Origin of the sequence: Streptomyces sp. NPDC026589 (assembly GCF_040638385.1) — a bacterium.
GTDB lineage: Bacteria > Actinomycetota > Actinomycetes > Streptomycetales > Streptomycetaceae > Streptomyces.
Genome location: NZ_JBEZYG010000026.1, coordinates 36,467 through 60,713, shown reverse-complemented (window position 1 = coordinate 60,713; position 24,247 = coordinate 36,467). Strand labels below are relative to the sequence as shown.

Annotated in this window: 28 protein-coding genes and 1 riboswitch; of the genes, 12 read left to right on the top strand and 16 right to left on the bottom strand. The window is 71.9% G+C overall.

Features of this window, described 5'->3' with window-relative positions:
• Nucleotides 1-56 precede the first annotated feature (56 nt).
• Genes bioD through bioB form a run of 3 tightly spaced genes read right to left on the bottom strand, consistent with a single transcriptional unit; the run spans nt 57 to nt 3,378 of the window.
• On the bottom strand, nt 57-752 hold the full coding sequence (bioD, locus tag AB0F29_RS33560) for a dethiobiotin synthase (RefSeq protein ID WP_361880249.1): 696 nt from the start codon (nt 750-752) through the stop codon (nt 57-59).
• 6 nt (nt 753-758) lie between these two features.
• Entirely contained in the window at nt 759-2,102 is a 1,344-nt protein-coding gene (locus AB0F29_RS33555; RefSeq protein WP_361880246.1) for an adenosylmethionine--8-amino-7-oxononanoate transaminase, read from the bottom strand.
• A complete protein-coding gene (gene bioB / locus AB0F29_RS33550; RefSeq protein ID WP_361880243.1) occupies nt 2,095-3,378 on the bottom strand; it encodes a biotin synthase BioB in 1,284 nt (427 codons plus the stop codon). The genes AB0F29_RS33555 and bioB overlap by 8 nt, the downstream gene beginning before the upstream one ends.
• A gap of 202 nt (nt 3,379-3,580) precedes the next feature.
• On the opposite strand from bioB, the gene AB0F29_RS33545 reads away from it, so the two are divergent.
• On the top strand, nt 3,581-4,741 hold the full coding sequence (locus tag AB0F29_RS33545) for an 8-amino-7-oxononanoate synthase (RefSeq protein WP_361880240.1): 1,161 nt from the start codon (nt 3,581-3,583) through the stop codon (nt 4,739-4,741).
• On the opposite strand, the gene AB0F29_RS33540 is transcribed toward AB0F29_RS33545, so the two are convergent.
• Both AB0F29_RS33540 and AB0F29_RS33535 read right to left on the bottom strand, forming a co-directional pair.
• Entirely contained in the window at nt 4,734-4,985 is a 252-nt protein-coding gene (locus AB0F29_RS33540) for a DUF397 domain-containing protein (protein WP_361880238.1), read from the bottom strand. The genes AB0F29_RS33545 and AB0F29_RS33540 overlap by 8 nt on opposite strands.
• A gap of 9 nt (nt 4,986-4,994) precedes the next feature.
• On the bottom strand, nt 4,995-5,849 hold the full coding sequence (locus tag AB0F29_RS33535) for a helix-turn-helix transcriptional regulator (RefSeq protein WP_361880235.1): 855 nt from the start codon (nt 5,847-5,849) through the stop codon (nt 4,995-4,997).
• Nucleotides 5,850-6,084: 235 nt separating this feature from the next.
• Between AB0F29_RS33535 and AB0F29_RS33530 the strand changes: the two genes are divergently transcribed.
• Entirely contained in the window at nt 6,085-6,516 is a 432-nt protein-coding gene (locus tag AB0F29_RS33530) for an ATP-binding protein (protein ID WP_361880232.1), read from the top strand.
• Between the two features lie 11 nt (nt 6,517-6,527).
• Here the strand turns inward: AB0F29_RS33530 and AB0F29_RS33525 are convergent, their stop codons facing one another.
• Nucleotides 6,528-7,451, bottom strand: a complete 924-nt coding sequence (locus AB0F29_RS33525; RefSeq protein ID WP_361880230.1) for a LysR family transcriptional regulator — start codon at nt 7,449-7,451, stop codon at nt 6,528-6,530.
• A gap of 73 nt (nt 7,452-7,524) precedes the next feature.
• Here AB0F29_RS33525 and AB0F29_RS33520 point away from each other — a divergent pair, with 73 nt between their 5' ends.
• A complete protein-coding gene (locus AB0F29_RS33520; RefSeq protein WP_361880228.1) occupies nt 7,525-8,184 on the top strand; it encodes a LysE family translocator in 660 nt (219 codons plus the stop codon).
• Nucleotides 8,185-8,247: 63 nt separating this feature from the next.
• On the opposite strand, the gene AB0F29_RS33515 is transcribed toward AB0F29_RS33520, so the two are convergent.
• The 3 genes from AB0F29_RS33515 to AB0F29_RS33505 form a co-directional block, all read right to left on the bottom strand.
• Complete coding sequence (locus tag AB0F29_RS33515) at nt 8,248-8,718, bottom strand: C40 family peptidase (RefSeq protein WP_361880225.1); 471 nt, start codon at nt 8,716-8,718, stop codon at nt 8,248-8,250.
• 3 nt (nt 8,719-8,721) lie between these two features.
• Nucleotides 8,722-8,907, bottom strand: a riboswitch (cyclic di-AMP (ydaO/yuaA leader).
• Nucleotides 8,908-9,260: 353 nt separating this feature from the next.
• Nucleotides 9,261-9,566 (bottom strand): hypothetical protein, encoded by a 306-nt coding sequence (locus AB0F29_RS33510; protein ID WP_018957895.1) that lies wholly within the window; start codon nt 9,564-9,566, stop codon nt 9,261-9,263.
• Between the two features lie 37 nt (nt 9,567-9,603).
• Nucleotides 9,604-10,209, bottom strand: a complete 606-nt coding sequence (locus tag AB0F29_RS33505) for an ATP-dependent Clp protease proteolytic subunit (RefSeq protein WP_361880222.1) — start codon at nt 10,207-10,209, stop codon at nt 9,604-9,606.
• Between the two features lie 85 nt (nt 10,210-10,294).
• Between AB0F29_RS33505 and AB0F29_RS33500 the strand changes: the two genes are divergently transcribed.
• Nucleotides 10,295-10,579, top strand: coding sequence for a type II toxin-antitoxin system Phd/YefM family antitoxin (locus tag AB0F29_RS33500; RefSeq protein WP_361880220.1), 285 nt, complete (start codon nt 10,295-10,297; stop codon nt 10,577-10,579).
• Between the two features lie 82 nt (nt 10,580-10,661).
• On the opposite strand, the gene AB0F29_RS33495 is transcribed toward AB0F29_RS33500, so the two are convergent.
• A complete protein-coding gene (locus AB0F29_RS33495) occupies nt 10,662-11,645 on the bottom strand; it encodes an ABC transporter permease (RefSeq protein ID WP_361880217.1) in 984 nt (327 codons plus the stop codon).
• Between the two features lie 210 nt (nt 11,646-11,855).
• On the opposite strand from AB0F29_RS33495, the gene AB0F29_RS33490 reads away from it, so the two are divergent.
• The 8 genes from AB0F29_RS33490 (at nt 11,856) to AB0F29_RS33455 (ending at nt 18,926) form a co-directional block, all read left to right on the top strand.
• Nucleotides 11,856-12,476, top strand: coding sequence for a TetR/AcrR family transcriptional regulator (locus AB0F29_RS33490; RefSeq protein WP_361880214.1), 621 nt, complete (start codon nt 11,856-11,858; stop codon nt 12,474-12,476).
• Between the two features lie 138 nt (nt 12,477-12,614).
• On the top strand, nt 12,615-12,917 hold the full coding sequence (locus AB0F29_RS33485; protein WP_361880211.1) for an urease subunit gamma: 303 nt from the start codon (nt 12,615-12,617) through the stop codon (nt 12,915-12,917).
• A 13-nt stretch (nt 12,918-12,930) separates the two neighbouring features.
• Entirely contained in the window at nt 12,931-13,242 is a 312-nt protein-coding gene (locus AB0F29_RS33480) for an urease subunit beta (protein ID WP_361880430.1), read from the top strand.
• Nucleotides 13,235-14,956 (top strand): urease subunit alpha, encoded by a 1,722-nt coding sequence (locus AB0F29_RS33475; RefSeq protein ID WP_361880208.1) that lies wholly within the window; start codon nt 13,235-13,237, stop codon nt 14,954-14,956. Before AB0F29_RS33480 ends, AB0F29_RS33475 begins: the two co-directional genes overlap by 8 nt.
• A 12-nt stretch (nt 14,957-14,968) precedes the next feature.
• Nucleotides 14,969-15,631 carry an urease accessory UreF family protein gene (locus AB0F29_RS33470; protein WP_361880205.1) on the top strand — a complete coding sequence of 221 codons (663 nt, stop codon included), beginning with the start codon at nt 14,969-14,971 and terminating at the stop codon, nt 15,629-15,631.
• A 29-nt stretch (nt 15,632-15,660) separates the two neighbouring features.
• The gene (gene ureG, locus AB0F29_RS33465; RefSeq protein ID WP_361880203.1) at nt 15,661-16,338 is read left to right on the top strand and encodes an urease accessory protein UreG; all 678 of its coding nucleotides are present in this window, start codon (nt 15,661-15,663) and stop codon (nt 16,336-16,338) included.
• Nucleotides 16,335-17,123, top strand: a complete 789-nt coding sequence (locus tag AB0F29_RS33460) for an urease accessory protein UreD (RefSeq protein ID WP_361880200.1) — start codon at nt 16,335-16,337, stop codon at nt 17,121-17,123. Before ureG ends, AB0F29_RS33460 begins: the two co-directional genes overlap by 4 nt.
• A 285-nt stretch (nt 17,124-17,408) precedes the next feature.
• The gene (locus AB0F29_RS33455; RefSeq protein WP_361880427.1) at nt 17,409-18,926 is read left to right on the top strand and encodes an alpha/beta hydrolase; all 1,518 of its coding nucleotides are present in this window, start codon (nt 17,409-17,411) and stop codon (nt 18,924-18,926) included.
• A 34-nt stretch (nt 18,927-18,960) separates the two neighbouring features.
• Here the strand turns inward: AB0F29_RS33455 and AB0F29_RS33450 are convergent, their stop codons facing one another.
• The 6 genes from AB0F29_RS33450 to AB0F29_RS33425 all read right to left on the bottom strand — a co-directional run bounded on the left by AB0F29_RS33450 (nt 18,961) and on the right by AB0F29_RS33425 (nt 24,236).
• A complete protein-coding gene (locus AB0F29_RS33450) occupies nt 18,961-20,013 on the bottom strand; it encodes an NAD-dependent epimerase/dehydratase family protein (protein ID WP_361880197.1) in 1,053 nt (350 codons plus the stop codon).
• A 63-nt stretch (nt 20,014-20,076) separates the two neighbouring features.
• Nucleotides 20,077-20,793, bottom strand: coding sequence for a lysophospholipid acyltransferase family protein (locus AB0F29_RS33445; protein ID WP_361880194.1), 717 nt, complete (start codon nt 20,791-20,793; stop codon nt 20,077-20,079).
• Nucleotides 20,794-20,998: 205 nt separating this feature from the next.
• The gene (locus tag AB0F29_RS33440; protein ID WP_003970622.1) at nt 20,999-21,157 is read right to left on the bottom strand and encodes a hypothetical protein; all 159 of its coding nucleotides are present in this window, start codon (nt 21,155-21,157) and stop codon (nt 20,999-21,001) included.
• 66 nt (nt 21,158-21,223) lie between these two features.
• Nucleotides 21,224-22,174, bottom strand: coding sequence for a cytochrome c oxidase assembly protein (locus AB0F29_RS33435; RefSeq protein ID WP_361880191.1), 951 nt, complete (start codon nt 22,172-22,174; stop codon nt 21,224-21,226).
• A 132-nt stretch (nt 22,175-22,306) separates the two neighbouring features.
• The gene (locus tag AB0F29_RS33430) at nt 22,307-23,332 is read right to left on the bottom strand and encodes a 6-phosphofructokinase (protein WP_361880188.1); all 1,026 of its coding nucleotides are present in this window, start codon (nt 23,330-23,332) and stop codon (nt 22,307-22,309) included.
• Between the two features lie 175 nt (nt 23,333-23,507).
• Nucleotides 23,508-24,236: a glutamine amidotransferase gene (locus AB0F29_RS33425; RefSeq protein ID WP_097870965.1), complete on the bottom strand. Its 729-nt coding sequence runs from the start codon at nt 24,234-24,236 to the stop codon at nt 23,508-23,510.
• Between the last annotated feature and the right edge of the window lie 11 nt (nt 24,237-24,247).

Below are 24,247 nucleotides of genomic sequence, written 5' to 3'. Positions count from 1 at the left end.
GAGGACAGCCAGGACAGGAATCCCCGAGGCCCGCCCCGGCACCCCCGCCGCGCCCGTCAGCGCGGCGCCGCCCAGGTCCCTCCGAGCTGCGGAGCCAGCCAGCCCGGCGCGCGTGCCGCGAAGGCGGCGCCCGACAGCGAACCCGCGCCGGCCGGTACCGCGCCGAGCAGCGGTGCACCGGCCGCCACCGGCAGGTCCTCGATGTTGCAGCGGGACGCGAGGTCCGGCTCCGCCGGCATGCTGCCGATCACGACGCCCCGGCAGCTCAGCCCCCGGTTCCGCAGCGCCTCGGCCGTCAGTGCGGTGGCGTTCAGCGTGCCCAGGCCCGCGGGGACCACCAGCAGGACCGGCGCGGACAGCAGACGGGCCGCGTCCGCGAGGGTGCCGCCCTCGTCGTCGAACCGCACGAGCAGCCCGCCCGCACCCTCCACCAGTACGAGATCGTGCTCGGTGGCCAGCTTCTCCGCGGCCTCGGCGACCTCGTACGGCCGCACGGGCACGAGCCCCGCCCGCCGGGCGGCCGTGGCCGGAGCCAACGGCTCCGGAAAGCGGGCCAGTTCGACCGCCGTGACCTGGCTCCCCGCCAGGCGCGCGACCTCGGCCGCGTCGCCGGGCTCCCCGGGGGCGAGGCCGGTCTGCGCGGGCTTGAGCACCGCGACCCGGCGGCCCCGCGCGGCGGCCGCCACCGCGGCGGTCACCACGGTCTTGCCGATCTCCGTGCCCGTGCCGGACACCACCAGAATCGTCGACATGTCGGCTCAGCCCTCCCGTGCCGCCGCGCACACGGCCCGGCAGATCCGCGCCACATCCTCGTCCTCGGTGACGTACGGCGGCATCGTGTAGACGAGATCGCGGAACGGCCGCAGCCAGACGCCCTCGCGCACGGCCGCGCGGGTCGCCGCCGCCATGTCCACCTCGTGGTCGAGCTGGACGACCCCGATCGCCCCCAGGACGCGTACGTCCACCACCCCGGCGAGGTCCGCGGCGGGAGCGAGCCCGGAGCGCAGGCCGGCGCCGATCCGCGCCACTTCGCCCTCCCAGTCCTGCCCGAGCAGCAGGTCCACGGAGGCGGAGGCCACCGAGGCGGCCAGCGGATTGCCCATGAACGTCGGTCCGTGCGCCAGCACCGGCACCTCGCCGCTGGAGATGCCCTCGGCCACCCGCGTGGTGCACAGCGTCGCCGCCATCGTGAGATAGCCGCCGGTCAGGGCCTTGCCGACGCACATGACGTCCGGTGAGATCCCGGCGTGCCCGGCGGCGAACAGCTTGCCCGTACGCCCGAAACCGGTCGCGATCTCGTCGAGGACCAGCAGGACCTCGTGCTCGTCGCAGGCCTCGCGCAGCACCCGCAGATAGGCGGGGGAGTGGAACCGCATCCCGCCGGCCCCCTGCACCACCGGCTCCACGATGACCGCCGCGAGCTCGTCGGCGTGCGCGGCGATCGTGTCCCGCAGATGCGTCACGTAGGCGGGGTCCGGCTCCGCGTCGAAGCCGTCCGGCGGGGCGTCGGCGAAGACCTGGCGGGGCAGGGACCCCGACCACAGCTCGTGCATCCCGCCCTCCGGGTCGCACACCGACATCGGCTGCCAGGTGTCCCCGTGATAGCCCCCGCGCCAGGTCAGCAGCCGCTGCTTGGCCGGACGCCCGGCCGAACGCCAGTACTGGAGGCACATCTTGACCGCGACCTCCACGGAGACGGACCCCGAGTCGGCGAGGAAGACGTGCTGGAGCGGCCCGGGGGTGATCTCCACCAGCCGGGTCGCCAGCCGGACGGCGGGCTCATGGGTGAGCCCGCCGAACATCACATGGCTCATCCGGTCCAGCTGGCCGCGTGCCGCCTCGTTGAGGACCGGGTGGTTGTACCCGTGCACCGCCGACCACCAGGAGGACATGCCGTCCACCAACTCGCTCCGCCCCTCGACGGGTTCGGCGAGCCGGAGCCGTACGCCGGAGGCCGACTCCACGATCAGCGGCTCCTGGCGGCCGGGCATCGGACCGTACGGATGCCAGACGTGCGCCCGGTCCAGCGCCCGCAGTTCGTCGGGGGCGTACGGCTTCGGCGCGGCGGACAGGGGGAGTGCGGGGGCGTACGGCTCAGGCATTGGGCGCGAGATCCGTTCCCGCGCCGCGTCGGCGCACCGCCACCAGATCCGTGCGCGCCGCGCCGTTGGCGTCCGTACGCGCCGCCGGAGCGCTCTCCCCGGCGTCGGAGCCGGCGGCAGCCACCGGCTCCCGCTCCCCGTGTCCACCGCACGGCCCGCAGCCCCCGCCCCCACCGTGGGAACCGCAGTCGGCGGCTCCGGAGTCCTCGTGCGCTCCGCAGCCGGACCCCGCGGGGGCGTCCCGCGTCCCGCAGCCGCCCCCCAGGGCGTCGGCCCGGTGGCGCGGAAGCGTCGTGGTGCCCGCGCCCTCCACCTCGAAACCGGCGTCCGCGATCATGTCCAGGTCGGTCTGGCCGGCCTGGCCCTCACTCGTCAGGTAGTCGCCCAGGAAGATGGAGTTGACCAGGTGGAGCGCCAGCGGCTGCATCGAGCGCAGGTGCACCTCACGGCCCCCCGCGAGCCGGACCTCGACGTCGGGGCAGACGAAGCGGACCATCGCCAGAATCCGCAGGCAGCGCTGCGGGGTGAGGTTCCACTCCTTGGCGAGGGGCGTTCCCTCGAACGGGATCAGGAAGTTCACCGGCACCGAGTCGGGGTCCAGGTCCCGCAGCGCGAACACGACGTCGACCAGGTCCTTGTCGCTCTCGCCCATCCCGGCGATCAGCCCCGAACACGCCGAGAGCCCGGCGGCCTGGGCCTGTTGCACGGTCTCCACCCGGTCCGCGTACGTGTGGGTGGTGGTGATCGCCCCGTACGTCTCCTCGGACGTGTTCAGGTTGTGGTTGTACGCGTCGGCGCCCGCCGAACGCAGCCGGTCGGCCTGTCCGTCGGAGAGGAGTCCGAGGCAGGCGCAGACCTCGATGCCCTCGTTCTCCTCCTTGATCGCCTCGATGGTCTTCGAGACCCGGTCGACGTCCCGGTCCGTCGGGCCGCGCCCGCTCGCGACCAGGCAGACCCGCTTGGCGCCGCCCGCCACGCCCGCGGCGGCGGCCTTGGACGCCTCGTCCGGCTTCAGCCAGGTGTACTTGAGGATCCCGGCCTTCGAACCGAGCCGCTGCGAGCAGTAGGAACAGTCCTCGGGGCAGAGCCCCGATTTGAGGTTGACCAGATAATTGAGCTTGACGCGCCGCCCGAACCACTGACGGCGCACCTTCCCGGCGGCAGCCACCACGTCGAGCAGCTCGTCGTCGGAGGTCGCCAGTACGGCGAGCGCTTCTTCGCGGGTCGGCAGTTCGCGCCGCAGCCCCTTGTCCACCAGCGTGTTCAGCAGGTCCATGAGAGATGATCCTGACGTACGGCACCGCCTCCAGCCAAGGAGGAACCAGACAGGAGACCCGGGCGAGGGTGTGTGTATTGCCACACCCTGACCTGCTGAGCACCCGGCTAGGGTCTGTTGGCTGCCTACAAAGGGACCGTCCGCACCGGACCGTCCGCGCGGAGCCGCCCGCCGAGGGCCCGCCTACCCAAGGGACCGCCCCATGTCCTTCGCCCCGTTCGACTGGATCGACGACGAGGCCCGCAGCAGGGCCGCCGCCGGACTCGTACGGACCCTGCGTCCGCGCGGTGCCGAGCCGGAGCTGCTGGACCTCGCGAGCAACGACTATCTGGGCCTCACCCGGCACCCGGAGGTCACCGCCGCCGCCGCCGGCGCCGCCCGACGCTGGGGGGCGGGAGCGACGGGGTCCCGGCTGGTCACCGGCTCCACCGCCCTGCACGCCCAGCTGGAAAGGGAACTCGCCGTATTCTGCGGTTTCGAGGCGGCCCTCGTGCTCTCCTCCGGGTACGCGGCCAATCTCGCCGCGCTGACCGCGCTGACCGGACACGGCTCCCTCATCGTCTCCGACGCGGGCAACCACGCCTCGATCGTGGACGGCTGCCGGCTCTCCCGCGCCGGGACCGCCGTCGTGCCCCACGCCGACCCGGACGCGTTCGAGAAGTCCCTGCGGGAACACGACGGGCGGGCCCTCGCCGTCACCGACTCGGTCTTCTCCGTCGACGGTGACGCCGCCCCGCTCCCCGCCCTGGCCGAGGTCTGCCGTTCCGCGAACGCCGCCCTGCTGGTCGACGACGCCCACGGCCTCGGAGTGCTGGGCGAGGGCGGTCGCGGCGCGCTCGCCGCGGCCGGGCTGGCGGGCCGCGACGGGATCGTGGCCACGCTCACCCTGTCCAAGTCGCTGGGCAGCCAGGGCGGAGCGGTCCTGGGGCCCGCCCGGGTCATCGACCACCTGGTCAACACGGCCCGGACGTTCATCTTCGACACCGGACTCGCCCCGGCGGCGGCCGGCGGCGCGCTCGGCGCCCTCGGGGTCCTGCGCCGGGAGCCCGAACGGGCGGCCCGTGCCCGGCAGGTGGCCACCGCGCTGTTCACCCGGTTCACCGCGGCCGGGCTGAGAGCGGTCCGGCCCGACGCGGCCGTCGTCTCCGTCCGGGCGCCCTCGGCGGACGCGGCGGTGCGCTGGGCGGCCGACTGCCGCGCGGCCGGGATGGCGGTGGGCTGCTTCCGCCCGCCGTCGGTACCGGACGGTGTGTCGCGGCTGCGGCTGACCGCGCGCGCCGACCTGACCGAGGAGCAGATCACGGCCGCGGTGGCCACGGTCCTCGCCACCGCTCCCCGGCAGGCGGACGTTCCGGTCAGTTGAAGCGCCGTGGATTCGCCCCGTGCGTGCCGAGTCCGTCCACGAAGGTGCTCCACGCCGCCGCGGAGAAGCGCAGAGGCGGCCGGTGCACGTCCTTGGAGTCGCGTACGGCGAGGAGTGCGCCGCCCAACAGGGCGGTCTCCACGCAGTTGTTCATCCCGGTGGAGCGGCTGCTGCGCCGCCATCGCGGCGCGGGCGGCGCGGTGGACGACGGCGGTGCGGCGGACCGTGCGAGACGGTCTGACATGGCGGCCCCTTAGCTGCGTCTGATCTCGGTGATGAGGTCCAGCGAGCGTTCTGGTGACAGCGCGTGTGCCTGCAAGGAACGGAAGGCCGAGCTGTACGCGTCGAGGTCTTCTTTCCGCTCCAAGTAGAGGCTACTCGTCAAGTGGTCAAGAACGACCACATCCAGATCAGAATTGTTCGGAAAAGAGAAAATAACGAAAGGCCCGGTGAGCCCGACGTATCCGCCGACCGAGAACGGGAGTAACTGCAGCTGCACATGAGGCAGTTGGGCAACCTGGGTCAGGTGATGCAGCTGGTCCCTCATCACCTCCGGCCCGCCCACCTCGCGGTGGAGCACCGCCTCGTCCAGCACTGCGGTGAATCGCAGCGGCGGACTCGCGCGCAACACACGCTGGCGGGTCAGCCGGACCTCGACCAGCGAGTCGAGCCGGCCGTCGGGTAAGCCGTCCAGTGAGGCGCGGGTCACGGCACGCGCGTATCCGGCGGTCTGGAGCAGCCCCGGCACCACCGAGGTCTCCAGCGTCCGGACCGCACTGGCCTGCGACTCCAGGCTGATGAAGTCCCGGTACTGCGGCGGGATCAGCCCCCGATAGGCATGCCACCAGCCCGAACCGCCGCCGCCCGCCGACCCCGCGAGGACTTCGAGCAGGGAACGCAACTGGGTGTCGCGCACCGCGTAGACGTCCAGCAGCCGTGACACGTCGGCGGGCGTCACCCCGCTCGCGCCCGTCTCGATACGGCTCACCTTCGACTGGTGCCAGCCGAGCAGCCGCGCCGCGTCCCGGCTGGTCAGCCCGGAGGCGTGGCGCAGACTCCGCAGCTCCTCACCGAGTTTGCGGCGTCGGACGACGGGGCCGTGCAGCATGCCGGTCTCCTTCTGCTGTCGGAAAGGGCCGGTCCGTCATCGGGGCCGGCCCGCAGAGAGGTCAGTGTGCCGCCCGCCCACACCGTACGGGTCCCGAATTCACCGCTTCGAGCGACAGATATATGCATATCTTGGCCGAACGCCGTTACAGGGAGCTGCATCAATGGCAATCTGGCGCGAAGCACAATCCTGGCCGGCCGCCGGTCGGCCAGGGCGGGAAAGGGACGGCGTCGCCATGGCAGATCATCAGGAAGCAACCGTCACGCTGCCGACCGATCCGGTCTCGGTCTCATCGGCCCGCAGACATGTCGCCAGGACCCTGGCCCAATGGGGCCTGCCCGACGACACCGAGTTCGCCGACACCATCCGGCTGATCATCTCGGAGCTGGCCACCAACGCCGTTCAGCACACGTTCGGCCAGTCGCCCACCTTCACCGTGGACCTGCGCCTCGAACGCGACGAGGAGCTGTACCTCGGCGTCACGGACAGTCACCCCCGCTGGCCCCAGCGGCTGCCCGCCGCCGTACGGCAGGACAACGGCCGGGGCATGGTCATCATCCGGGCACTGGCCAAGGAGCGCGGCGGGCGGCTCCAGGTGACCCCGACCGCCGAAGGCGGCAAGACGGTCTGGATCGCCCTCCCCTGGGTCGTCCCGATCCAGGGCTGACCCGGTGAGGCTCATCGCGCGGGGAGCGTGCTCCCGCGGCCGAAGCCGCTGCGCAGCAGCGCGAGCAGCGTCGCCGCCGCCGCGGTCGACCGGTCGCCCCGGTGCACGACCGAGATGGTCCGGCGGAACGAGGCGGGCTCCAGCCGCCGGACCGACAGCGGGGCCGAGGACATCGAGGCGACCATCTCCGGCACCACCGCCACCCCGAGCCCCGCGCTGACCAGCGCGCACACCAGCGCGTACCCGGGCGACTCACAGACCACGGCCGGCGTCGCCCCGGCCTCGGCGAGCGCGTTCTCGACCCCGCGCCGGGGCGGGTGGGTGGGCGCGCTGCTGATCAGTGGCCGCCCCGCCAGCTCGCCGACCGGCAGCCGCCCGGTGCCCTCGGAGAGCCGGTGGCCCACCGAGGCGACCAGCACCAGCTCCTCGACCAGCAGGGGTTCGACGAGAACGCCCGCCGACGGGGGCTCGGCCGCCGCCGGTTCGTAGGCGTGGGTCAGGGCGAGGTCCACCTCGCCCGCGACCACCGCGGCGATGCCGCCCGGCGGTTCGTATTCGGCGACGGCCAGCTCGACCTCCGGATGGGCCCGCCGGAACGCGCTCAGGACCGGCGGCAGCAGATGGATCCCGGCCGTCGTGAACGTCCCCACCCGCAGCCTGCCGCCCGAGAGCCCGGCCAGCTGCGCCAGCTCGTGCCGCGCCTGCTCCAGCTCGTCCAGGACCCGCCGGGCCCGGCCCGCCAGCAGCTCGCCCGCCGCCGTCAGCCGCGCCCCGCGGTGGTGGCGCACCAGCAGTGCCGCCCCGGCCTCCCGCTCCAGTTTGGCCAGCTGCTGGGAGAGCGCGGGCGCGGTGTAGCCCAGGCGGGCGGCGGCCCGGGTGATCGATCCGGCCTCCGCGACCGCCACGAGTGCCGCGAGCCGTGTCGGGTCGTACATGAAAGCGTTCCTTAAGGCAGACCCAGAAGATTGCAAGTACATGCTAAAGGCTCCGCCGGTCCATGGTGGACCCATGGACGCACAACTGATCGCCTTCACCGGGGTCGCCGCCGGGATGGTCGCGCTGCCCGGCGCCGACTTCACCGTCGTCGTACGCAACGCCCTGGCCTCGCGCACCGCGGGCCTGGCCACCGCGCTCGGCGTCGCCGGAGGGCTGCTGGTGCACACCGCGCTCGCGGTCGCCGGACTCGCCGCGGTGCTGGTGACCATGCCGGTGCTCTTCCGCACCGTCCAGCTGCTCGGCGGCGCGTACGTGCTCTACCTCGGGATCAGCGCGCTGTACGCGATCCGCCGCCGGCCCTCGCAGGACAGCTCCGGCTCACCCTCCGGTATGCGGGAGGACGAGCCGGGGCGGCCCGTGACCGGGGAGTTCGGACGCGCGCTGCGCCAGGGGTTCCTGACCAACGCGCTCAACCCGAAGGCCCCGGTCCTCTTCCTCAGCCTGCTGCCGCAGTTCGTGCCCCACGGGCAGCCGCCGCTGCCCAGGACCCTGCTGCTCGCGGCCCTGGTGGTCGTGCTGGCGCTGATCTGGTTCCCGGCCGTCGCCCTGCTCGTGGACCGGCTGGGCCGGTGGCTGCGCCGCCCGCGTACCGCCCGCGCCATCGAGGGCGGCAGCGGTGTGGCGCTCACCGGTCTGGGACTGGCGCTGGTCAGCGGCCCCCTGCTGCGCTGAGGGCGCGGTGTACGTCACGGACGGGCCGGGCCGTCCGCACGGAAAGAGCGTCCGGTCGGCGGGTCAGCGGACCCGTCCGTACCAGACGCTCTTGGACCAGATCTTGGCCAGTCTCACCACGTCCCCCGATTTGGGGGAGTGCCAGATCTTCCCGGCCCCGGCGTAGATGCCCACGTGGTAGACGCTGCGCCCCGAATGGAAGAAGACGAGGTCGCCGCGTTTGCGCTGCGACTTCCCGATGTGGCGGGTCTTGTTGTACTGCTGCTGTGCCGTGCGGGGAAGCTTCTTGCCGGCCTTCTTGAACGAATAGACCGTCAGCCCCGAACAGTCGAAGCGGCTGGGACCGGCCGCTCCGTACTTGTAGGGGGCCCCCTTCTTCGACGCGGCGACCTTCAGGGCCTTCGTCGCGTGGGTGGCGGCCTCGGCATCGCTCACCAGACCGGGCGCCAGCATCGAGGACGTCACGGCCAGGGTGAGTACCGAGGCCGTACCGACCCGGGCGAACAGAGACGGGACATGAACCTGCGCAGACATGCGCAACCCTTCGTCAGCCGCCTGTGAAGGATGACCTGTCGGGTTCGGGCTGGCGAAGTTGCCCGGCCGCTGTCGCGGCTTCACCCCGAGGGCTTCCCGGTCTCCCGGGCGGCCCGTTGTGCTCGGGTCCTCCACTCCTGCCGATCCACTCCTGTCGACCAGTCATCCGGGCGGCGGCAGGACTCGGCGTCCGCCCGGACCGCCCCGCCGCGGTGGCGGGGGCTTGTCGTCCCAGGGATCTTGACTCACCCGGTGCCGGATTTCCGAGCCGAAACAGCGGTTTGTGAGTCTCCTCACCACTGATCCATTCGGGTGGACAGGTCGGATTCGCGCTCGCCCACGAGCCGGGCGCACACCCTCGTACCAGCGACGAAAGGGCACATTTCGAGTACGGACCTAGCGCCGAACGCAAGTTGAGCCGTCGCTCGGGCGGGTGATCGCCTACGCCGAACGAGCGAGACGAATCGGTCCCGGGACCGGGCGTGTCGTGCCCGGGTCCGACCGGTCCGCTCCCGTCCGGCGCTCCCCGTGCGCGGGGCCGGTCAGTTCACGGGCGGCTCCATCGCGACCCGGCCCGCCCGGCGCTCCCCGTCCAGGACGCGCAGGGCCCGCGCCAGGGTGGCGGCGTGGATCCGCGACTCGCCGCGCTCGTGCATCAGGGCCAGGGCGTCGCGCAGCGCGGCCGCCCGGGAGGCCAGGGCCTGGGCGGCCCGCAGCGCGCTGTAGGTGTCGCTGCCACGGGCCGGGTTGATCCGGCCCACCTGGTCGAGCACGGCCAGATAGCAGTCGACGAACTCGCCCTCGGCCCGGGTCAGTGCGGGCAGGGGCGGGAACTCGGGTGGCTCCATCGGCGTTTCACCTCGCGTCGTACGGCGGCCGGGAGAGTCAGCGGTTCTCCATGACGTGGTCGACCAGCCCGTAGGCGAGGGCGGCCCTGGCGTCGAGGATGGTGTCGCGCTCGATGTCGGCGGTGATCTGCTCCGCGGTCCGGCCCGTGTCCCGGACCAGCATGGCCGCGAACATCTCGCGGGTGCGCACCAGTTCGCGCGCGTGGATCTCCAGGTCGGACAGCTGGCCCCGCATCGGATCCTCCATCGCGGGCTGCTGAATGACTACCCGCGCGCCGGGCAGCGCATGTCGCCGCCCCTTCGCCCCGGCAGCCAGCAGGGCCGCCGCATAGGAGCCCGCCTGCCCCAGGCAGAAGGTCTCCACCTCGCAGGTCAGGAACCGCATCGTGTCGTAGACCGCCGCCATCGCCTGGAACGTGCCGCCGGGGGAGTTGATGTAGAGCGACAGGGGCCGGTCCGGATCGGCGTGCTCCAGGTACATGAACTGGGCGATGAGGTCGCTCGCGGCGATGTCGTCGATCGGGCTCCCGAGGAAGACGATCCGCTCGGACAACAGCTTGGAGTACGGGTCCAGCGTCCGGGTTCCGGTCGCGGTGCGCTCGGTGAACGACGGCAGTACGTAGCGGGCGGCGGGGCGGATCATGGCGGTGCCTCTCTCCTGGAGCTGACCGACCTGCTGTCCGTCCGTAAAAAATGTACAGGACGTACAGAAGGTTATGATGGGGACTATGGCCTACGAGATTCCGGTGACGCAAGCACGGGCGGAGCTCGCCGAACTGATCAACCGCGTTGTCTACGGCGGTGAACGCGTTGTGGTGACGCGTCACGGCAAGCCGCTCGTCGCGCTGGTTTCCGCCGCTGACCTGCAACGACTGGAAGCGGAGGAAGCCGTTGCTGAGGAGCAGGTGATCAGCTCGGTCTCCTCGATCGGCTCCGCGCCATCCGCTCAGGGCGAACGGCGCAGGTTCGGCATCGCCGCCGAACACCGCCCCCACGACGGCCGGGACGGCTGAGACCCCGACTGCCCGGGACAGCACGGAGCCGGGCGCCCCTCCCGTAGGAGGGACAGCCCGGCTCGGCGACGCCATCCGGAGCTCAGCCGGTCAGGGCCGGCTCCCGGACGGGTGCGGCCGGCTCGGCCGTCGTGGGCGCCCGGCGGACGAACAGCACCGCCGCCAGGCCGAACAGCGACCATAGCGAGAGCGTCAGCACCGCGCCGCCCGCGGCGCTCCCGTCGAAGAAGGCGACCGAGCGGATCAGCGAACCGCCCGCGCCCGGCGGAAGCCACTGGCCGATCACGCCGACGGGCTCGGGCAGCAGCTCCGGTGCGCTGGTGACGCCGGAGAAGGGGTTGCCCAGCAGGACCATCAGCAGCGCCCCGAGCCCGATGCCGCGCGGCCCGAACAAGGCGGCGAGTCCCGCCACCGCCGAACCGATGGCCAGCACGGTGAGCGCGAGCACTCCCGCCTCCGCCCACCAGTCGCCCGCGATCGCGCCGAGCCAGCTGTGCGCCACGGCCGTGGCGGCGAGGCCCACCAGAGCGGCCGACCCGACCAGGGTCACCGCGGCCCGTGCCCCGCGGAGCCCCATCAGGGTGACGACGGCTCCGGCCGCCATGCCCGCCAGGGCCAGCGGCAGGACGCTCGCGCCGAGTGCGCTGCCGCGCGGGTCCCCAGGTGGCGTGGCGACCACATCGGTGACCCGGACGGGGGCGCCCTCGGGGGCGGATGCCGTCACGGCCTCGCGCAGCAGTTGGGAGACGACGGGGCTCGCCGCCGAGGCGGTGAGCAGGTGGGGTCCCCGAGGGGTGACGACGACGGCTCCGTATACGGTCCGGTCCTCGATCGCGGTGCGGGCGGCGGCCTCGTCGTCGAAGCGGTGCACGTCGAACGCGCCGTCGCGCTGCTCGAAGCGCTGTTCCAGCTGCTGGGCCGCCGACGCCGGGCCCGCGACCCCGGCCGGAAGGTCGCGCGGTGCGATCCGGGCGGCGGGCCAGGCGAAGGCCCAGAGGGCGAGCGTCACCATCAGGGGGATCAACAGGATCACCGCCACCGCGCGGCGGTTGGGTGCGGTGGACATGAGAGGCCTCGATTCGTGCGGCAGTGGAGCAACTGCAACTGCAACTGCAACTGCAACTGCAACTGCAACTGCAACTGCAACTGGAACTGGAACTACGTCTGCGTCTGCGTCGGCGTCTGAGAGAAGGATCGTTCGTTTTACGTCTTGTTTCCCACTGTCGGCACACCGTGCGGGATTGTCAAGAAGGAACGTTCGTTTTAAGTTGGTGCCATGGCTCGCGTATCCCAGGAACACCTCGACGCCCGTCGCCGTCAGATCCTCGACGGTGCGGCGCGCTGCTTCGCCCGCAACGGATTCCACGGCACGTCCATGCAGGACGTCCTCAGGGAGGTGGGTCTGTCCGCCGGAGCTGTCTACCGCTACTTCCCCGGCAAGGAGGACATCATCGCGGCCATCACGGAGGAGACCTTCGCCGCCATCCGCGGCGCCTTCGAGGAGGCCTCCCGTATGACGCCGCCGCCCACCCCGGACGTGCTGCTCGGCCGGGTGCTCGGCGGGGTGCTCGCGGGGGAGGTGCACCGGCTGGAGCGCCGGGCCTTCGCCGCGCTCGTCGTCCAGCTCTGGTCCGAGACCCTGCGCGACGAACGGCTCGCCGCGCTCGTCGACGACGGCTACGCGACCATGCGCGTCGCCTGGGCGAAGCTCGTCGACGCCTACCGTTCCGCCGGGATCCTGGCGAGCGACGTGCCCGGCGACGATGTGGCGCGCACGATGATCGCGACAGCGCAGGGCTTCATCGTGCAGGAGGCACTCTTCGGGGACGTACACCCCGAAGTGCTGAGGAACGGGTTGCGCGGGCTGATGTCCATGAACCCGCAAAAGATCAGTTAACGCAATGGAAAAACTTCCGCCCTAACGTGCAATACCTGGTCGCGAGGCCACCGTTCCCCGTTCAACGAGTTGTTGAACGGGGATAGGGTCCCGCTGCGTCCGGAGCCGGAGCCGGACGGAAGACGATGAGGTGGAAGCGTGCAACTGACCCCGCACGAGCAGGAACGTCTGCTCATCCATGTGGCCGCAGACGTGGCCGAGAAGCGCCGGGCACGCGGGCTGCGGCTCAATCACCCCGAGACCGTCGCCCTGATCACCGCCCATCTGCTGGAAGGCGCCCGGGACGGCCGCACGGTCGCCGAACTCATGGCTTCGGGACGTAAGTTGCTCACCCGGGACGAGGTGATGGAAGGCATCCCCGAGATGCTCCACGACGTCCAGGTCGAGGCCACCTTCATGGACGGCACCAAGCTTGTCACCGTCCATGACCCGATCGTCTGACGGGGCCGCGCCGATGATTCCCGGAGAGATCCTGTACGGGGACGGGGACATCCCCCTCAACGCGGGGCGTGCGGTCACCCGCCTCACCGTCCTCAACGCCGCCGACCGCCCCGTCCAGGTCGGCTCCCACTACCACTTCGCCGAGGCCAACCCCGGGCTGCGCTTCGACCGCGCCGCCGCCCACGGGCTGCGGCTGAACATCGCCGCCGGCACGGCGGTCCGCTTCGAACCCGGGATCCCCGCCGACGTCGAACTCGTCCCCCTCGCCGGCCGCCGCGTCGTCCCCGGCCTGCGCGGCGAAACCGGAGGTGCCCTCGATGCCTGACGTCAAGAGAGCCGTGTACGCCGACCTGTTCGGGCCCACCACCGGCGACCGCATCCGGCTCGCCGACACCGACCTGCTCGTCGAGATCGAGGAGGACCGCTCGGGCGGCCCCGGACACGCGGGCGACGAGGCGGTGTTCGGAGGCGGCAAGGTGATCCGGGAGTCGATGGGCCAGGCCCGCACCACCCGCGCCGAGGGCGCGCCCGACACCGTCATCACCGGGGCCGTCGTCATCGACCACTGGGGCGTCGTCAAGGCCGACATCGGCATCCGGGACGGCCGGATCACCGGCATCGGCAAGGCCGGGAACCCGGACACCATGGACGGCGTCCACCCCGACCTGGTGATCGGCCCGGAGACCGAGATCATCGCGGGCAACGGGAAGCTGCTCACGGCCGGAGCGGTCGACGCCCACGTCCACTTCATCTCTCCCACCCTCGTCGACCAGGCACTCTCCAGCGGCATCACCACCCTCGTCGGCGGCGGCACAGGCCCCGCCGAGGGCACCAAGGCCACCACCATCACCCCGGGACCCTGGCACCTGGCCAGGATGTTCGAGGCGCTGGAGACCTTCCCGGTCAACATCGGGCTGCTCGGCAAGGGCAACACGATGTCGCAGGAGGCCATGGACTCCCAACTGCGTGGCGGGGCGCTGGGATTCAAGATCCACGAGGACTGGGGCGCGACGCCCGCCGTCATCGACGCCTGCCTTACGGTCTGCCAGCGGACGGGCGCGCAGCTCGCCATCCACACGGACACCCTCAACGAGGCCGGGTTCGTCGCCGACACCCTCGCCGCGATCGCCGGCCGGACGATCCACGCTTACCACACCGAGGGGGCGGGCGGCGGGCACGCGCCCGACATCATCAGCGTGGTCTCCGAGCCCCACGTCCTGCCCAGCTCGACCAACCCCACCCGGCCGCACACCGCCAACACGATCGAGGAACACCTCGACATGCTGATGGTCTGCCACCACCTGAACCCCGCAGTCCCCGAGGACCTGGCCTTCGCGGAGTCCCGGATCCGGCCCTCCACCATCGCGGCCGAGGACATCCTGCACGATCTCGGCGCCATCTCGATCATCTCCTCGGACTCCCAGGCCATGGGGCGGATCGGCGAGGTGATCCTGCGGACCTGGCAGACCGCCCACGTCATGAAGAAGCGGCGCGGAGCCCTGCCCGGGGACGGGCGGGCCGACAACCACCGGGTCCGTCGGTATGTCGCCAAATACACCATCAACCCGGCCGTCGCGCAGGGATTGGACCGGGAGATCGGCTCCGTGGAGACCGGGAAGCTCGCCGACCTCGTCCTCTGGGACCCGGCGTTCTTCGGCGTGAAGCCCCGGACCGTCATCAAGGGCGGCCAGATCGCGTACGCGCAGATGGGCGACGCCAACGCCTCCATCCCGACGCCCCAACCGGTGCTGCCCCGGCCGATGTTCGGCGCCCTGGGACGAGCGGCCGCCCAGGGATCGTTCAACTTCGTCTCCGCCGCCGCGATCGAGGACGGGCTGCCCGAACGCCTCGCCCTGCACAAGCGGTTCGTGCCGATCACCAGCACCCGGGGGGTCACCAAGGCGGACATGCGGGAGAACGACGCCCTGCCGCAGGTCCACGTCGACCCCGACAGCTTCGCCGTCACGATCGACGGCGACCCGGTCGAGCCCGCCCCGGCGGCGGAACTGCCCATGACCCAGCGCTACTTCCTCTTCTGAGCGGATCCGGCCATGTCACGTGCAGCACTCCTCGTCCTCGCCGACGGCCGGTTCCCCGCCGGAGGACACGCCCACTCCGGCGGCGCCGAACCGGCCGTCGCCGAGGGCCGCGTCCTCGACGCCGACTCCCTCGCCGACTTCTGCCGGGGCCGGCTGCACACCACGGGTCTCACCGCCGCCGCCCTCGCCGCGGCGGCGGCCCACGGCCTCGACCCGCTCACCCTGGACGAGGCCGCCGACGCCCGTACCCCCTCGCCCGCCCTGCGGGCCACCGCGCGCAGACTGGGCCGGCAGCTGATGCGGGCCGCCCGCGCCACCTGGCCGAGCCCCGAACTGGACGCGCTCGCGGCGGCCCGGCCGCGCGGCGCCCACCAGCCGGTCGTCCTCGGGCTGACCGCACGGTCGGCGGGTCTCGACCCCGTGGACGCCGCCGACTGTGTCGCGTACGAGACCGTCAGCGGCCCCGCCACCGCCGTCGTCCGGCTCCTCTCCCTCGACCCCTTCCACGCCACCGCCGTACTCGCCCGGCTCGCCCCCGAGCTGGACCGGGTCGCCGACCAGGCCGCCGAGGCCGCCCGGCAGGGCATCGACGCCCTGCCCACCGCCTCGGCGCCGCTCCTCGACATCACCGCCGAGGCCCACGCCGCCTGGCCGGTCCGCCTCTTCGCTTCGTAGCCACCCTTTTGACCACCACTGGAGCCCTCATGCACCTCGGTCACTCCCACGACGGCCCCGCCGCCATCAGCGCCGACGCCACCCGCCCCGACGGCACTCGGCGCGCCCTGCGCATCGGCCTCGGCGGCCCCGTCGGCTCCGGCAAGACGGCCACCGTCGCCGCCCTCTGCCGCGAACTGCGCGACCGCCTCTCCATCGCCGTCGTCACCAACGACATCTACACCCAGGAGGACGCCGCCTTCCTGCTGCGCAACGCGGTCCTGCCGCCCGAGCGGATCCAGGCCGTCGAGACCGGCGCCTGCCCGCACACCGCGATCCGCGACGACATCTCCGCCAACCTCGAAGCGGTCGAGGACCTGGAGGACGCGGTCGGCCCGCTCGACCTCATCCTGGTCGAGTCCGGCGGCGACAACCTCACCGCCACGTTCTCCAAGGGACTGGTCGACGCGCAGATCTTCGTCATCGACGTCGCGGGCGGCGACGACATCCCGCGCAAGGGCGGCCCCGGCGTCACCACCGCCGACCTCCTGGTCGTCAACAAGACCGACCTCGCCCCCTACGTCGGCTCCGACCTGGAGCAGATGGCCCTCGACGCCAAGCAGCAGCGCGGTGAACTCCCCGTCGCCTTCACCTCGTTGACCTCGGCCGAGGGTGTCGGGCCGGTCGCCGACTGGGTGCGGGCACAGCTCGCCGCCTGGGCCGCGTGAGCGTCCGCGCGACGGCCCGGCTCCGGGCCGAGCCCGACGGGCGGGGCGGGACCGCCCTGCCCGTCCTGGTCAGCGACGGCCCGCTCGCCCTGCGCCGCACCCGCTCACCCCTGGCCGCGTACGCCCGGGTCACCGTCGTTGGCGCGATGAGCGCCCCGCTCAACGGCGACCGGCTGGCGATCGAGGCGGACATCGCGGACGGGGCGCGCCTCACCGTGGACGCGGCGGCGGCCACCGTCGCCCTCCCGGGCCCACGGGCGGACACCGGCCCGTCCACGTACACCGTGGACCTGAGCGTGGGGGAGGGGGCCATGCTGCACTGGCTGCCCGAACAGCTGGTCTCCGCCCGCGGCAGCGACCTGCACCAGACCACCCGGGTCCGACTCGCCCCCACCGCCCGCCTACTGCTGCGCGAGGAACAGATCCTCGGCCGGCACGGCGAGCCCACCGGCGCGCTCACTACCCGGCTCACCGTCCACCGCGCGGGCCGCCCGCTCCTGGACCAGCAACTGACCTACGGGCCCGGCGCCCCCGGCGGCTGGGACGGCCCCGCCGTCCTCGGCGGCCACCGGGCCGTCGGCCAACTCCTCCTCGCCGACCCGGCCTTCGAGGACGCCCCGCTCCCCGCACGCCTCCTCGGGCCCACCGCCGCCCTCACCCCGCTCGCCGGCCCCGCCGTCCTGGTGACCGCCGTGGCCCCCGACGCCCGCCTGCTGCGCGAGCTCCTGGACGAGGTGATGCGCGAGCTGCTGGACGGCCTGAAGGCGGACCACGACACGGGCTGAAGGCGGACCACGACACGATCTGAAGGCGGACCACGACACGGGCTGAAGGCCGCCCGGCCGACGGAGTCCGCTCAGCGAACCTTCTTCACCGGTTATGGGTTCGGTAAAGAAACAGGTGTACGCCCTGGCCCCGGGTGCCCCACAGGCGAAAGGATCCCCGCGACGTACCGATGACCACGCCGCCTCCGGCGGCGGATCGGATGAAGGGGGAGGTTCCACGTGAGACGTACCAAGGTGCTCGGTTCTGCCGGGGCTCTCGTCGCGGGCACGCTCATAGCGGCGGCGATGGCCGCACCCGCCGCCAATGCCGACGGCAGCCGGCACGGCCGGGGCGACGCGGAGGCGCGCGGGGTCGCCGTCGCGGCGCACCGGGCGGCGAACGCCGGGATCGACTGGAAGGACTGCCCGGAGGACTGGGGTCTGACCGCCCCCATCCAGTGCGGCTGGGTGACCGTGCCGCTCGACTACGCCAGGCCGAACGGCAAGAAGATCCAGCTCGCCGTCGACCGGCACGTCAGCACCGGCACGAAGAGCGAGCGCCAGGGCGCACTGCTCTACAACCCGGGCGGACCCGGCGGTTCGGGACTGCGCTTCCCCGCCCGGATCACCGCGAAGAACCCGCTCTGGACGAAGACGGCGAAGGCGTACGACTTCGTCGGCTTCGACCCGCGCGGCGTCGGCCACTCGGCCCCCATCTCCTGCGCCGACCCGCAGGAGTTCGTCAAGGCCCCCAAGGCCGACCCGGTCCCCGACAGCGAGGCCGACAAGCGCGCCCAGCGCAAGCTGGCCCGCGAGTACGCCGAAGGATGCGGCGAGCGCAGCGGCGCGATGCTGCCGCACATGACGACGCCCAACACCGCACGCGACCTGGACGTCATCCGGGCCGCGCTCGGCGAGAAGAAGCTCAACTTCCTCGGCGTCTCCTACGGCACCTACCTGGGCGCCGTCTACGGCACGCTCTTCCCGACCCACGTCCGGCGCATGGTCGTCGACAGTGTGGTCGACCCGTCGCGGAAGAACATCTGGTACCGGGCGAACCTCAACCAGGACATCGCCTTCCAGACGCGCTGGGACGACTGGAAGGCCTGGGTCGCGAGGCACGACTCCGTCTACGGCATCGGCGACACCCCGCAGAAGGTCGAGAAGGCCTGGCTGGAGCTGCGGACCGCCGCCAAGAAGGAGCCCATCGGGGGCGTCGTCGGGCCCGCCGAGCTCATCGGCTTCTTCCAGGGCGCGCCGTACTACGACTCAGCCTGGGCCCCCACCGCCAAGACCTGGAGTGCCTACCGGGCCGGTGACACCCAGGCCCTGGTCGACGCCGCCGCCCCCGACATGAGCGACCTCGCGGGCAACGCCGCCGCCGAGAACGGCAACGCGGTCTACAACGCCGTCGAATGCGCCGACGCCGAGTGGCCCACCGACTGGCGCACCTGGGACCGGGACAACACCCGGCTGCACGAGAAGTACCCGTTCATGACGTGGGCCAACGCCTGGATGAACCTGCCCTGCGCCACCTGGCCGGCCAAGCAGCAGACCTCGCTGGACGTGAAGACCGGCAAGGGCCTGCCGCCGGTTCTCATCGTGCAGTCCACCCGCGACGCGGCCACCCCCTACCAGGGCGCCGTCGAGCTGCACAAGCGGTTCAAGGGCTCACGGCTCATCACCGAGAAGGACGCCGGATCCCACGGCGTCACCGGACTGGTCAACCCCTGCGTCAACGAGCGGGTGGACACCTACCTGCTCACCGGGAAGACCGACCGGCGCGATGTGACGTGCGCCCCGCACGCCACACCGAAGCCGTAGTAGATCGCCCAGGAGGCGTACGACCGGGGACCGCTCAGCGCGGTCCCCGGTCGTACGCCTCCAGCCAGGCGTCCTCCGCCGCGTAGTCGAAGAGCCAGGCACCGTAGTTGGCGAGCATCTTCGGGAACGCCTCGCGCCAGTCGCACTCCGCCAGCTCCCCGGCGAGCCACTCGACCGTCTCCGGCAGCGACTCCACGTACCCGGTCACCGGGCGGTACCCGAGCTGTTCCTCGGCGGCCGTCATGTCGTAGACCACGGGGTGGGCGCCGCTCCACGGTGTCACCCCGACATGCCCCTCCGGGGAAGCGCCGTCGACCAGCACCGTCTCCGTCTCCCGCCCGAGCACGTCGTCGATGGCCGACGCGATCTCCGCGACCGTGGGCGCATCGGGGTCCGCCGCGTTCAGCACACGGGATTCCGGCTGCCCGGCAGCCAGCCGGATCAACTCCGCCGCGTTGGACACATGGACCGGATGGAAGCGGCTCTCCCCGCCGTACACGAACACCCGGCGCCGACGCCCGTCGAGCAGCCGCTTCACCACATACAGCTCGCGCGGTGTGCGGCAGTACGGGCCGTGGACCGCGCCCGCGCGCAACAGCGTCACCGGCAGCTCCTCGCCCGCCGCCAGCAGCTCCCGCTCCAGCAGGACCTTCCGCGTCGCGTACGAGGCGTCACCCGGTGCCACCGTGCGCCAGGTCTCCGGCAGCGGCACCGGGAAGCGGGGGAATCCGTCGACCGAAGCCTGCGTGTCGAAGCTGCGGCCCTGCTCGTCCTCGTACACCGCCCCGCTGGAGATCACGACGGCCGATCCGATCCGGCCGGCCAGCCCCGTCAGCTGCCGGGCGTGCGCCCCGTCGAACGCCACCATGTCGACCAGTACGTCGCAGCTCTCGCCCAGCGCCTTCTCCAGCGCCCCCTCCTCGTCACGGTCGAGCGCCACCGCCCGGACCCCGGCGTCCCATCCCTCGTCCCGGCCGCCACCCCGCGAGGCCGCGGTGACCTCCCAGCCGTCCCCGGTCAGCGCCCGCACCGCGGCCCGCCCGATCTGGCCCGTCGCTCCCAGCACCCATGCGTGTCCTCTGCTCATGACCCGACGCTAGGGGAGCCGACCCACCGGGGCGAGGGCGCTCTGCCGGTGGCGTATTCGCGCTCAGCGTCGCAGCTTGGGGAACTTCCTCGGCGGCGCGGCCTCCTGCTCGGCGGCCTTCACCTTGGCCGCGTACTCGTCCACGTACTCCTGGCCGGAGAGTACGAGGATCGCGTACATGATCTCGTCCGTCACGGCCCGGATCGCGGCCTTCTGGTTCTCCATGCCCGCGTAGCGGGAGAAGTCCAGCGGTTCGCCGAAGCGGATCGCGACCCGTTTGATCTTCGGCATGACCTGGCCGGGCGGCTGGATCTCGAAGGTGCCGACCATGGCGCAGGGAATCACCGGCACCTGCGCGGTGATCGCCATCACCGCGACCCCGACCTTGCCCTTGTAGAGCCGGCCGTCGTGCGAGCGGGTGCCCTCCGGGTAGATCCCCAGCAGCTCGCCCTTGCTCAGCACGCCGAGCCCTTCACGGATGGCAGCCTGCCCGGCGTCCTTGCCGGACCGGTCCACCGGGATCTGGCCCGCGCTGCGGAAGAAGGCCGCGGTGAGCCGTCCCTTGATGCCCGGGCCCGTGAAGTACTCGGCCTTCGCCAGGAAGGTGATGCGGCGCTTGATGATCGCCGGCATCAGGAAATGGTCGGAGAAGGAGAGGTGGTTGCCCGCGACGATCGCCGCGCCGTCCTCGGGAAGGTGCTCCAGACCCTCGATCCGGGGCCGGAACAACAGCCGCAGTACGGGCCCCAGCACGACATATTTCAGGACGTAATAGAACACCTTGCGGGTGCACCTCGCTCTGCCGGGTCGGCGTCAGGGCTGTACTGCCGGGTTCAGGGCTGCGTACTACCAGGTCACGGTGGTGCCGCGACCAAAGCGTAGGCCCCGGCACCACCGTGCGACCGTAGCGAACCGGTCTCCCGGCTCGTACCCGCCTCGGGGTCCGTCAGGCATGCTCACCCGCTGCTGAGACCGTCCCGCGGGCTCAGGTGTCCTGCGTGGCCAGCATGCCGAGGGTGCACAGACCCAGCACGACCCAGCCGAACCAGAGCCAGCCACTGCTGCCCAGCGCCACCGTGTACGCGGTCACCGCGATCAGGGCCCCGCCGGTCATGTATCCCATGGTCTTCGTCGATCCGGACATGCGCGCACGCTCCTCGTCGGCCGCGCGGCCGTTGTCCCCATGGTCACCCCGTATGCGCCCTCCGCGCTACTGTCCGCGCGCCTGCAAAGACGCGAGATAGGCGTTGTACGCCGCCAGCTCCTTGTCACCGTCGCGGTCCGCCGCCCGGTCGGTGCGCCGCGCGGTGCGCTGCTCGGAGCGGTACCACTGGAAGACGAGCGCGATCAGCACCAGCACGGAGGGGATCTCGCTGAACGCCCAGGCGATGCCGCCCGCCCAGTTCTGGTCGCTCAGGGCGTCGATGCCGAGCGAGGCCGGCGGGTTCTCGTACGTCTTGACCATCGGCGTCGATGCCATCATCAGCGCGATGCCGAAGAACGCGTGGAACGGCATCCCGGCGAACAGCTCCAGCATCCGCATCAGATAGCCGGGCCGGTGCGGGCCCGGGTCCACGCCCATGATCGGCCAGAAGAAGACCAGGCCGACCGCGAGGAAGTGCACCATCATCCCGATGTGGCCGGGCTTCGAGCTCATCAGGAAGTCGAAGATCGGCGTGAAGTACAGCGCGTAGAGGCTCGCGATGAACAGCGGGATCGTGAACACCGGATGCGAGATGATCTTCATGTACCGGCTGTGCAGCAGCTTCAGCAGCAACTCGCGCGGCCCGGTCCGCCCCCGCCCGGCCGGCGGCAGCGCGCGCAGTGCCAGCGTCACCGGGGCGCCCAGCAGCAGAAGGATCGGCGACAGCATGCTGATCACCATGTGCTGCACCATGTGCACGCTGAACATGACCATGCCGTAGTCGTTGAGCTTGGTGCACATCACCAGCGCGATGCTCAGCACGCCCACGGTGAAGAACACGATCCGGTTCACCGGCCAGCCGTCCCCGCGCCGACGCAGCCGCACCACGCCGTACCCGTACAGGGCGAGCGCCAGGACGCAGCCGGTCAGGAAGAACGGGTCGACGGAGAGTTCCAGCCCCCGCCCCAGCGTGAACGGCGGCAGATCCATGTTCATGCCGTGCCCGCTGTGATCCATCTGTTCACTCCCGATGGGGACACGTCCCCGTTTCGTGCCGGTTGTCCGGTCCAGAGTAGAACTGCCCCCGGTCGCGGTTGCGGCCGGGGGCAGTTCTGGGACCACGTGTCCTGACGCGGTGGACGGGGTGTTCTAGAGCACGCACTCCGCCTCGGCGTACCGCTCGGCGGGCACCGTCTTCAGCGTCTCGACGGCCTCGCCCAGCGGGACCATCACGATGTCGGTGCCGCGCAGCGCCGTCAGCATCCCGAACTCGCCCCGGTGTGCCGCTTCCACCGCGTGCCAGCCGAACCGGGTCGCCAGGACCCGGTCGTACGCGGTGGGCGTGCCGCCGCGCTGGACGTGGCCGAGGATGACCGGGCGGGCCTCCTTGCCGAGCCGCTGCTCCAGCTCCCCGGAGAGCTGGGTGGCCACCCCGGCGAACCGCTCGTGACCGTAGATGTCCTTGACGCCCTGCTCGAACTGCATGGAGCCCTCACGGGGCTTGGCGCCCTCGGCGACCACCACGATGGCGAACTTCTTGCCCGCCGAGAAGCGCTTGCCGACCAGCTCGGTCAGCTCGTCGATGTCGAAGGGGCGCTCGGGCACCACGATGGCGTGGGCGCCGGCGGCCATGCCCGAGTGCAGCGCGATCCAGCCGGTGTGACGGCCCATGACCTCGACGATCAGCACTCGCTGGTGCGACTCGGCGGTGGTCTTCAGCCGGTCCAGGGCCTCGGTGGCGACGCCGACGGCGGTGTCGAAGCCGAAGGTGACATCGGTGGAGGCGATGTCGTTGTCGATGGTCTTGGGGACGCCGACGATCGGGAGACCGGCCTCGGAGAGGAGGTTCGCGGCCTTGAGGGTGCCCTCGCCGCCGATCGGGATGATGGCGTCCAGGCCGAGGTCCGCGACGTGGCCGCGGGCGCGCTCCACGCCGTCGCGCAGATGCGCGGGCTGGACCCGGGAGGAACCGAGGATCGTGCCGCCGCGGGCCAGGATGCCGCCCACCGCGTCAAGGTCGAGCGTGCGGTAGTCGCACTCCAGCAGGCCCTTCCAGCCGTCGTGGAAGCCGATGACCTCGTCGCCGTGGTCCACCACCGCGCGGTGCACGACGGAACGGATGACGGCGTTGAGGCCGGGGCAGTCGCCGCCGGAGGTGAGTACGCCAATGCGCATGGCCCGGGAACCTTTGCAACGTTGAGTCGACGACCGGACCACGTCGTCCGGTTGGATCCCCGCCACCCTACCGGCGCAGGGTGGCGGGACCGAACCGGCCGTCCGCCTGCTGGACTCCGCTCAACCGAGCGGAAAACGCCTCAGGCGGACACTGCTCAGGCGAGCGGAAAGTGTCTCAGGCGGGCTGGGTCGCCGAGGCGATCCGCTCGGCTCGCAGCGCGTCGTACCAGCGGTCGTCGGTGGGCGGCAGCGCGTTCACGTCGAGGGCCAGCTTCAGCAGCAGATCGGCGATCTGCGGGTTGCGGGCCATCACGGGGCCGTGCATGTACGTCCCGAAGACCGTGTCGTTGTACGCGCCCTCCGTGCCGTCCCCGGTGCCGTTGCCCCGCCCGAACTGCACCCGGGCCAGCGGCCGTGCCGTCGGGCCGAGATGGGTGACGCCCTGGTGGTTCTCGAACCCGGTCAGCGGCGGCAGCCCGAGGTGCGGGTCGATGTCCGCCAGTACGTCGCCGACGCACCGCGCGCCCTCGCCGCGGGTGGAGACCACGTCGAGCAGCCCGAGACCGGCCTCGCGCTCTCCGAGGTCGTTGACGAACTCGTGCCCGAGGATCTGGTAGCCCGCGCAGACCGAGAAGATGATCGCGCCGTTGGACGCGGCCCGGCTCAGCCCGCCGTCGCGGCGCAGCCGCTCGGCCGCCAGGCGCTGGGGCCGGTCCTCACCGCCGCCGATCAGATAGATGTCGCCGGACGTCGGCACCGGCTGGTCGCTGCGCACGTCGACGCGCTGCACGTCCAGACCGCGCTGTCGGGCACGCCGCTCCACGACCAGGGCGTTGCCCTGGTCGCCGTAGGTGCTGAGCAGGTCGGGGTAGACCCAGACCAGACGCAGACCGTTGTTGCTCATGCTTCGTCCTC

Bases quoted from the DNA above. Each gene is read 5' to 3' on its own strand.
- AB0F29_RS33535 (WP_361880235.1), bottom strand. From the start codon at position 5,849: ATGCTGCACGGCCCCGTCGTCCGACGCCGCAAACTCGGTGAGGAGCTG.
- AB0F29_RS33525 (WP_361880230.1), bottom strand. From the start codon at position 7,451: ATGTACGACCCGACACGGCTCGCGGCACTCGTGGCGGTCGCGGAGGCC.
- AB0F29_RS33520 (WP_361880228.1), top strand. From the start codon at position 7,525: ATGGACGCACAACTGATCGCCTTCACCGGGGTCGCCGCCGGGATGGTC.
- AB0F29_RS33430 (WP_361880188.1), bottom strand. From the start codon at position 23,332: ATGCGCATTGGCGTACTCACCTCCGGCGGCGACTGCCCCGGCCTCAAC.
- bioB (WP_361880243.1), bottom strand. From the start codon at position 3,378: ATGGACCTGCTGAACACGCTGGTGGACAAGGGGCTGCGGCGCGAACTG.
- AB0F29_RS33425 (WP_097870965.1), bottom strand. From the start codon at position 24,236: ATGAGCAACAACGGTCTGCGTCTGGTCTGGGTCTACCCCGACCTGCTC.
- AB0F29_RS33480 (WP_361880430.1), top strand. From the start codon at position 12,931: ATGATTCCCGGAGAGATCCTGTACGGGGACGGGGACATCCCCCTCAAC.
- AB0F29_RS33470 (WP_361880205.1), top strand. From the start codon at position 14,969: ATGTCACGTGCAGCACTCCTCGTCCTCGCCGACGGCCGGTTCCCCGCC.
- bioD (WP_361880249.1), bottom strand. From the start codon at position 752: ATGTCGACGATTCTGGTGGTGTCCGGCACGGGCACGGAGATCGGCAAG.
- AB0F29_RS33440 (WP_003970622.1), bottom strand. From the start codon at position 21,157: ATGTCCGGATCGACGAAGACCATGGGATACATGACCGGCGGGGCCCTG.
- ureG (WP_361880203.1), top strand. From the start codon at position 15,661: ATGCACCTCGGTCACTCCCACGACGGCCCCGCCGCCATCAGCGCCGAC.
- AB0F29_RS33495 (WP_361880217.1), bottom strand. From the start codon at position 11,645: ATGTCCACCGCACCCAACCGCCGCGCGGTGGCGGTGATCCTGTTGATC.
- AB0F29_RS33530 (WP_361880232.1), top strand. From the start codon at position 6,085: ATGGCAGATCATCAGGAAGCAACCGTCACGCTGCCGACCGATCCGGTC.
- AB0F29_RS33510 (WP_018957895.1), bottom strand. From the start codon at position 9,566: ATGGAGCCACCCGAGTTCCCGCCCCTGCCCGCACTGACCCGGGCCGAG.
- AB0F29_RS33500 (WP_361880220.1), top strand. From the start codon at position 10,295: ATGGCCTACGAGATTCCGGTGACGCAAGCACGGGCGGAGCTCGCCGAA.
- AB0F29_RS33545 (WP_361880240.1), top strand. From the start codon at position 3,581: ATGTCCTTCGCCCCGTTCGACTGGATCGACGACGAGGCCCGCAGCAGG.
- AB0F29_RS33435 (WP_361880191.1), bottom strand. From the start codon at position 22,174: ATGGATCACAGCGGGCACGGCATGAACATGGATCTGCCGCCGTTCACG.
- AB0F29_RS33505 (WP_361880222.1), bottom strand. From the start codon at position 10,209: ATGATCCGCCCCGCCGCCCGCTACGTACTGCCGTCGTTCACCGAGCGC.
- AB0F29_RS33540 (WP_361880238.1), bottom strand. From the start codon at position 4,985: ATGTCAGACCGTCTCGCACGGTCCGCCGCACCGCCGTCGTCCACCGCG.
- AB0F29_RS33455 (WP_361880427.1), top strand. From the start codon at position 17,409: ATGGCCGCACCCGCCGCCAATGCCGACGGCAGCCGGCACGGCCGGGGC.
- AB0F29_RS33490 (WP_361880214.1), top strand. From the start codon at position 11,856: ATGGCTCGCGTATCCCAGGAACACCTCGACGCCCGTCGCCGTCAGATC.
- AB0F29_RS33450 (WP_361880197.1), bottom strand. From the start codon at position 20,013: ATGAGCAGAGGACACGCATGGGTGCTGGGAGCGACGGGCCAGATCGGG.
- AB0F29_RS33555 (WP_361880246.1), bottom strand. From the start codon at position 2,102: ATGCCTGAGCCGTACGCCCCCGCACTCCCCCTGTCCGCCGCGCCGAAG.
- AB0F29_RS33475 (WP_361880208.1), top strand. From the start codon at position 13,235: ATGCCTGACGTCAAGAGAGCCGTGTACGCCGACCTGTTCGGGCCCACC.
- AB0F29_RS33515 (WP_361880225.1), bottom strand. From the start codon at position 8,718: ATGTCTGCGCAGGTTCATGTCCCGTCTCTGTTCGCCCGGGTCGGTACG.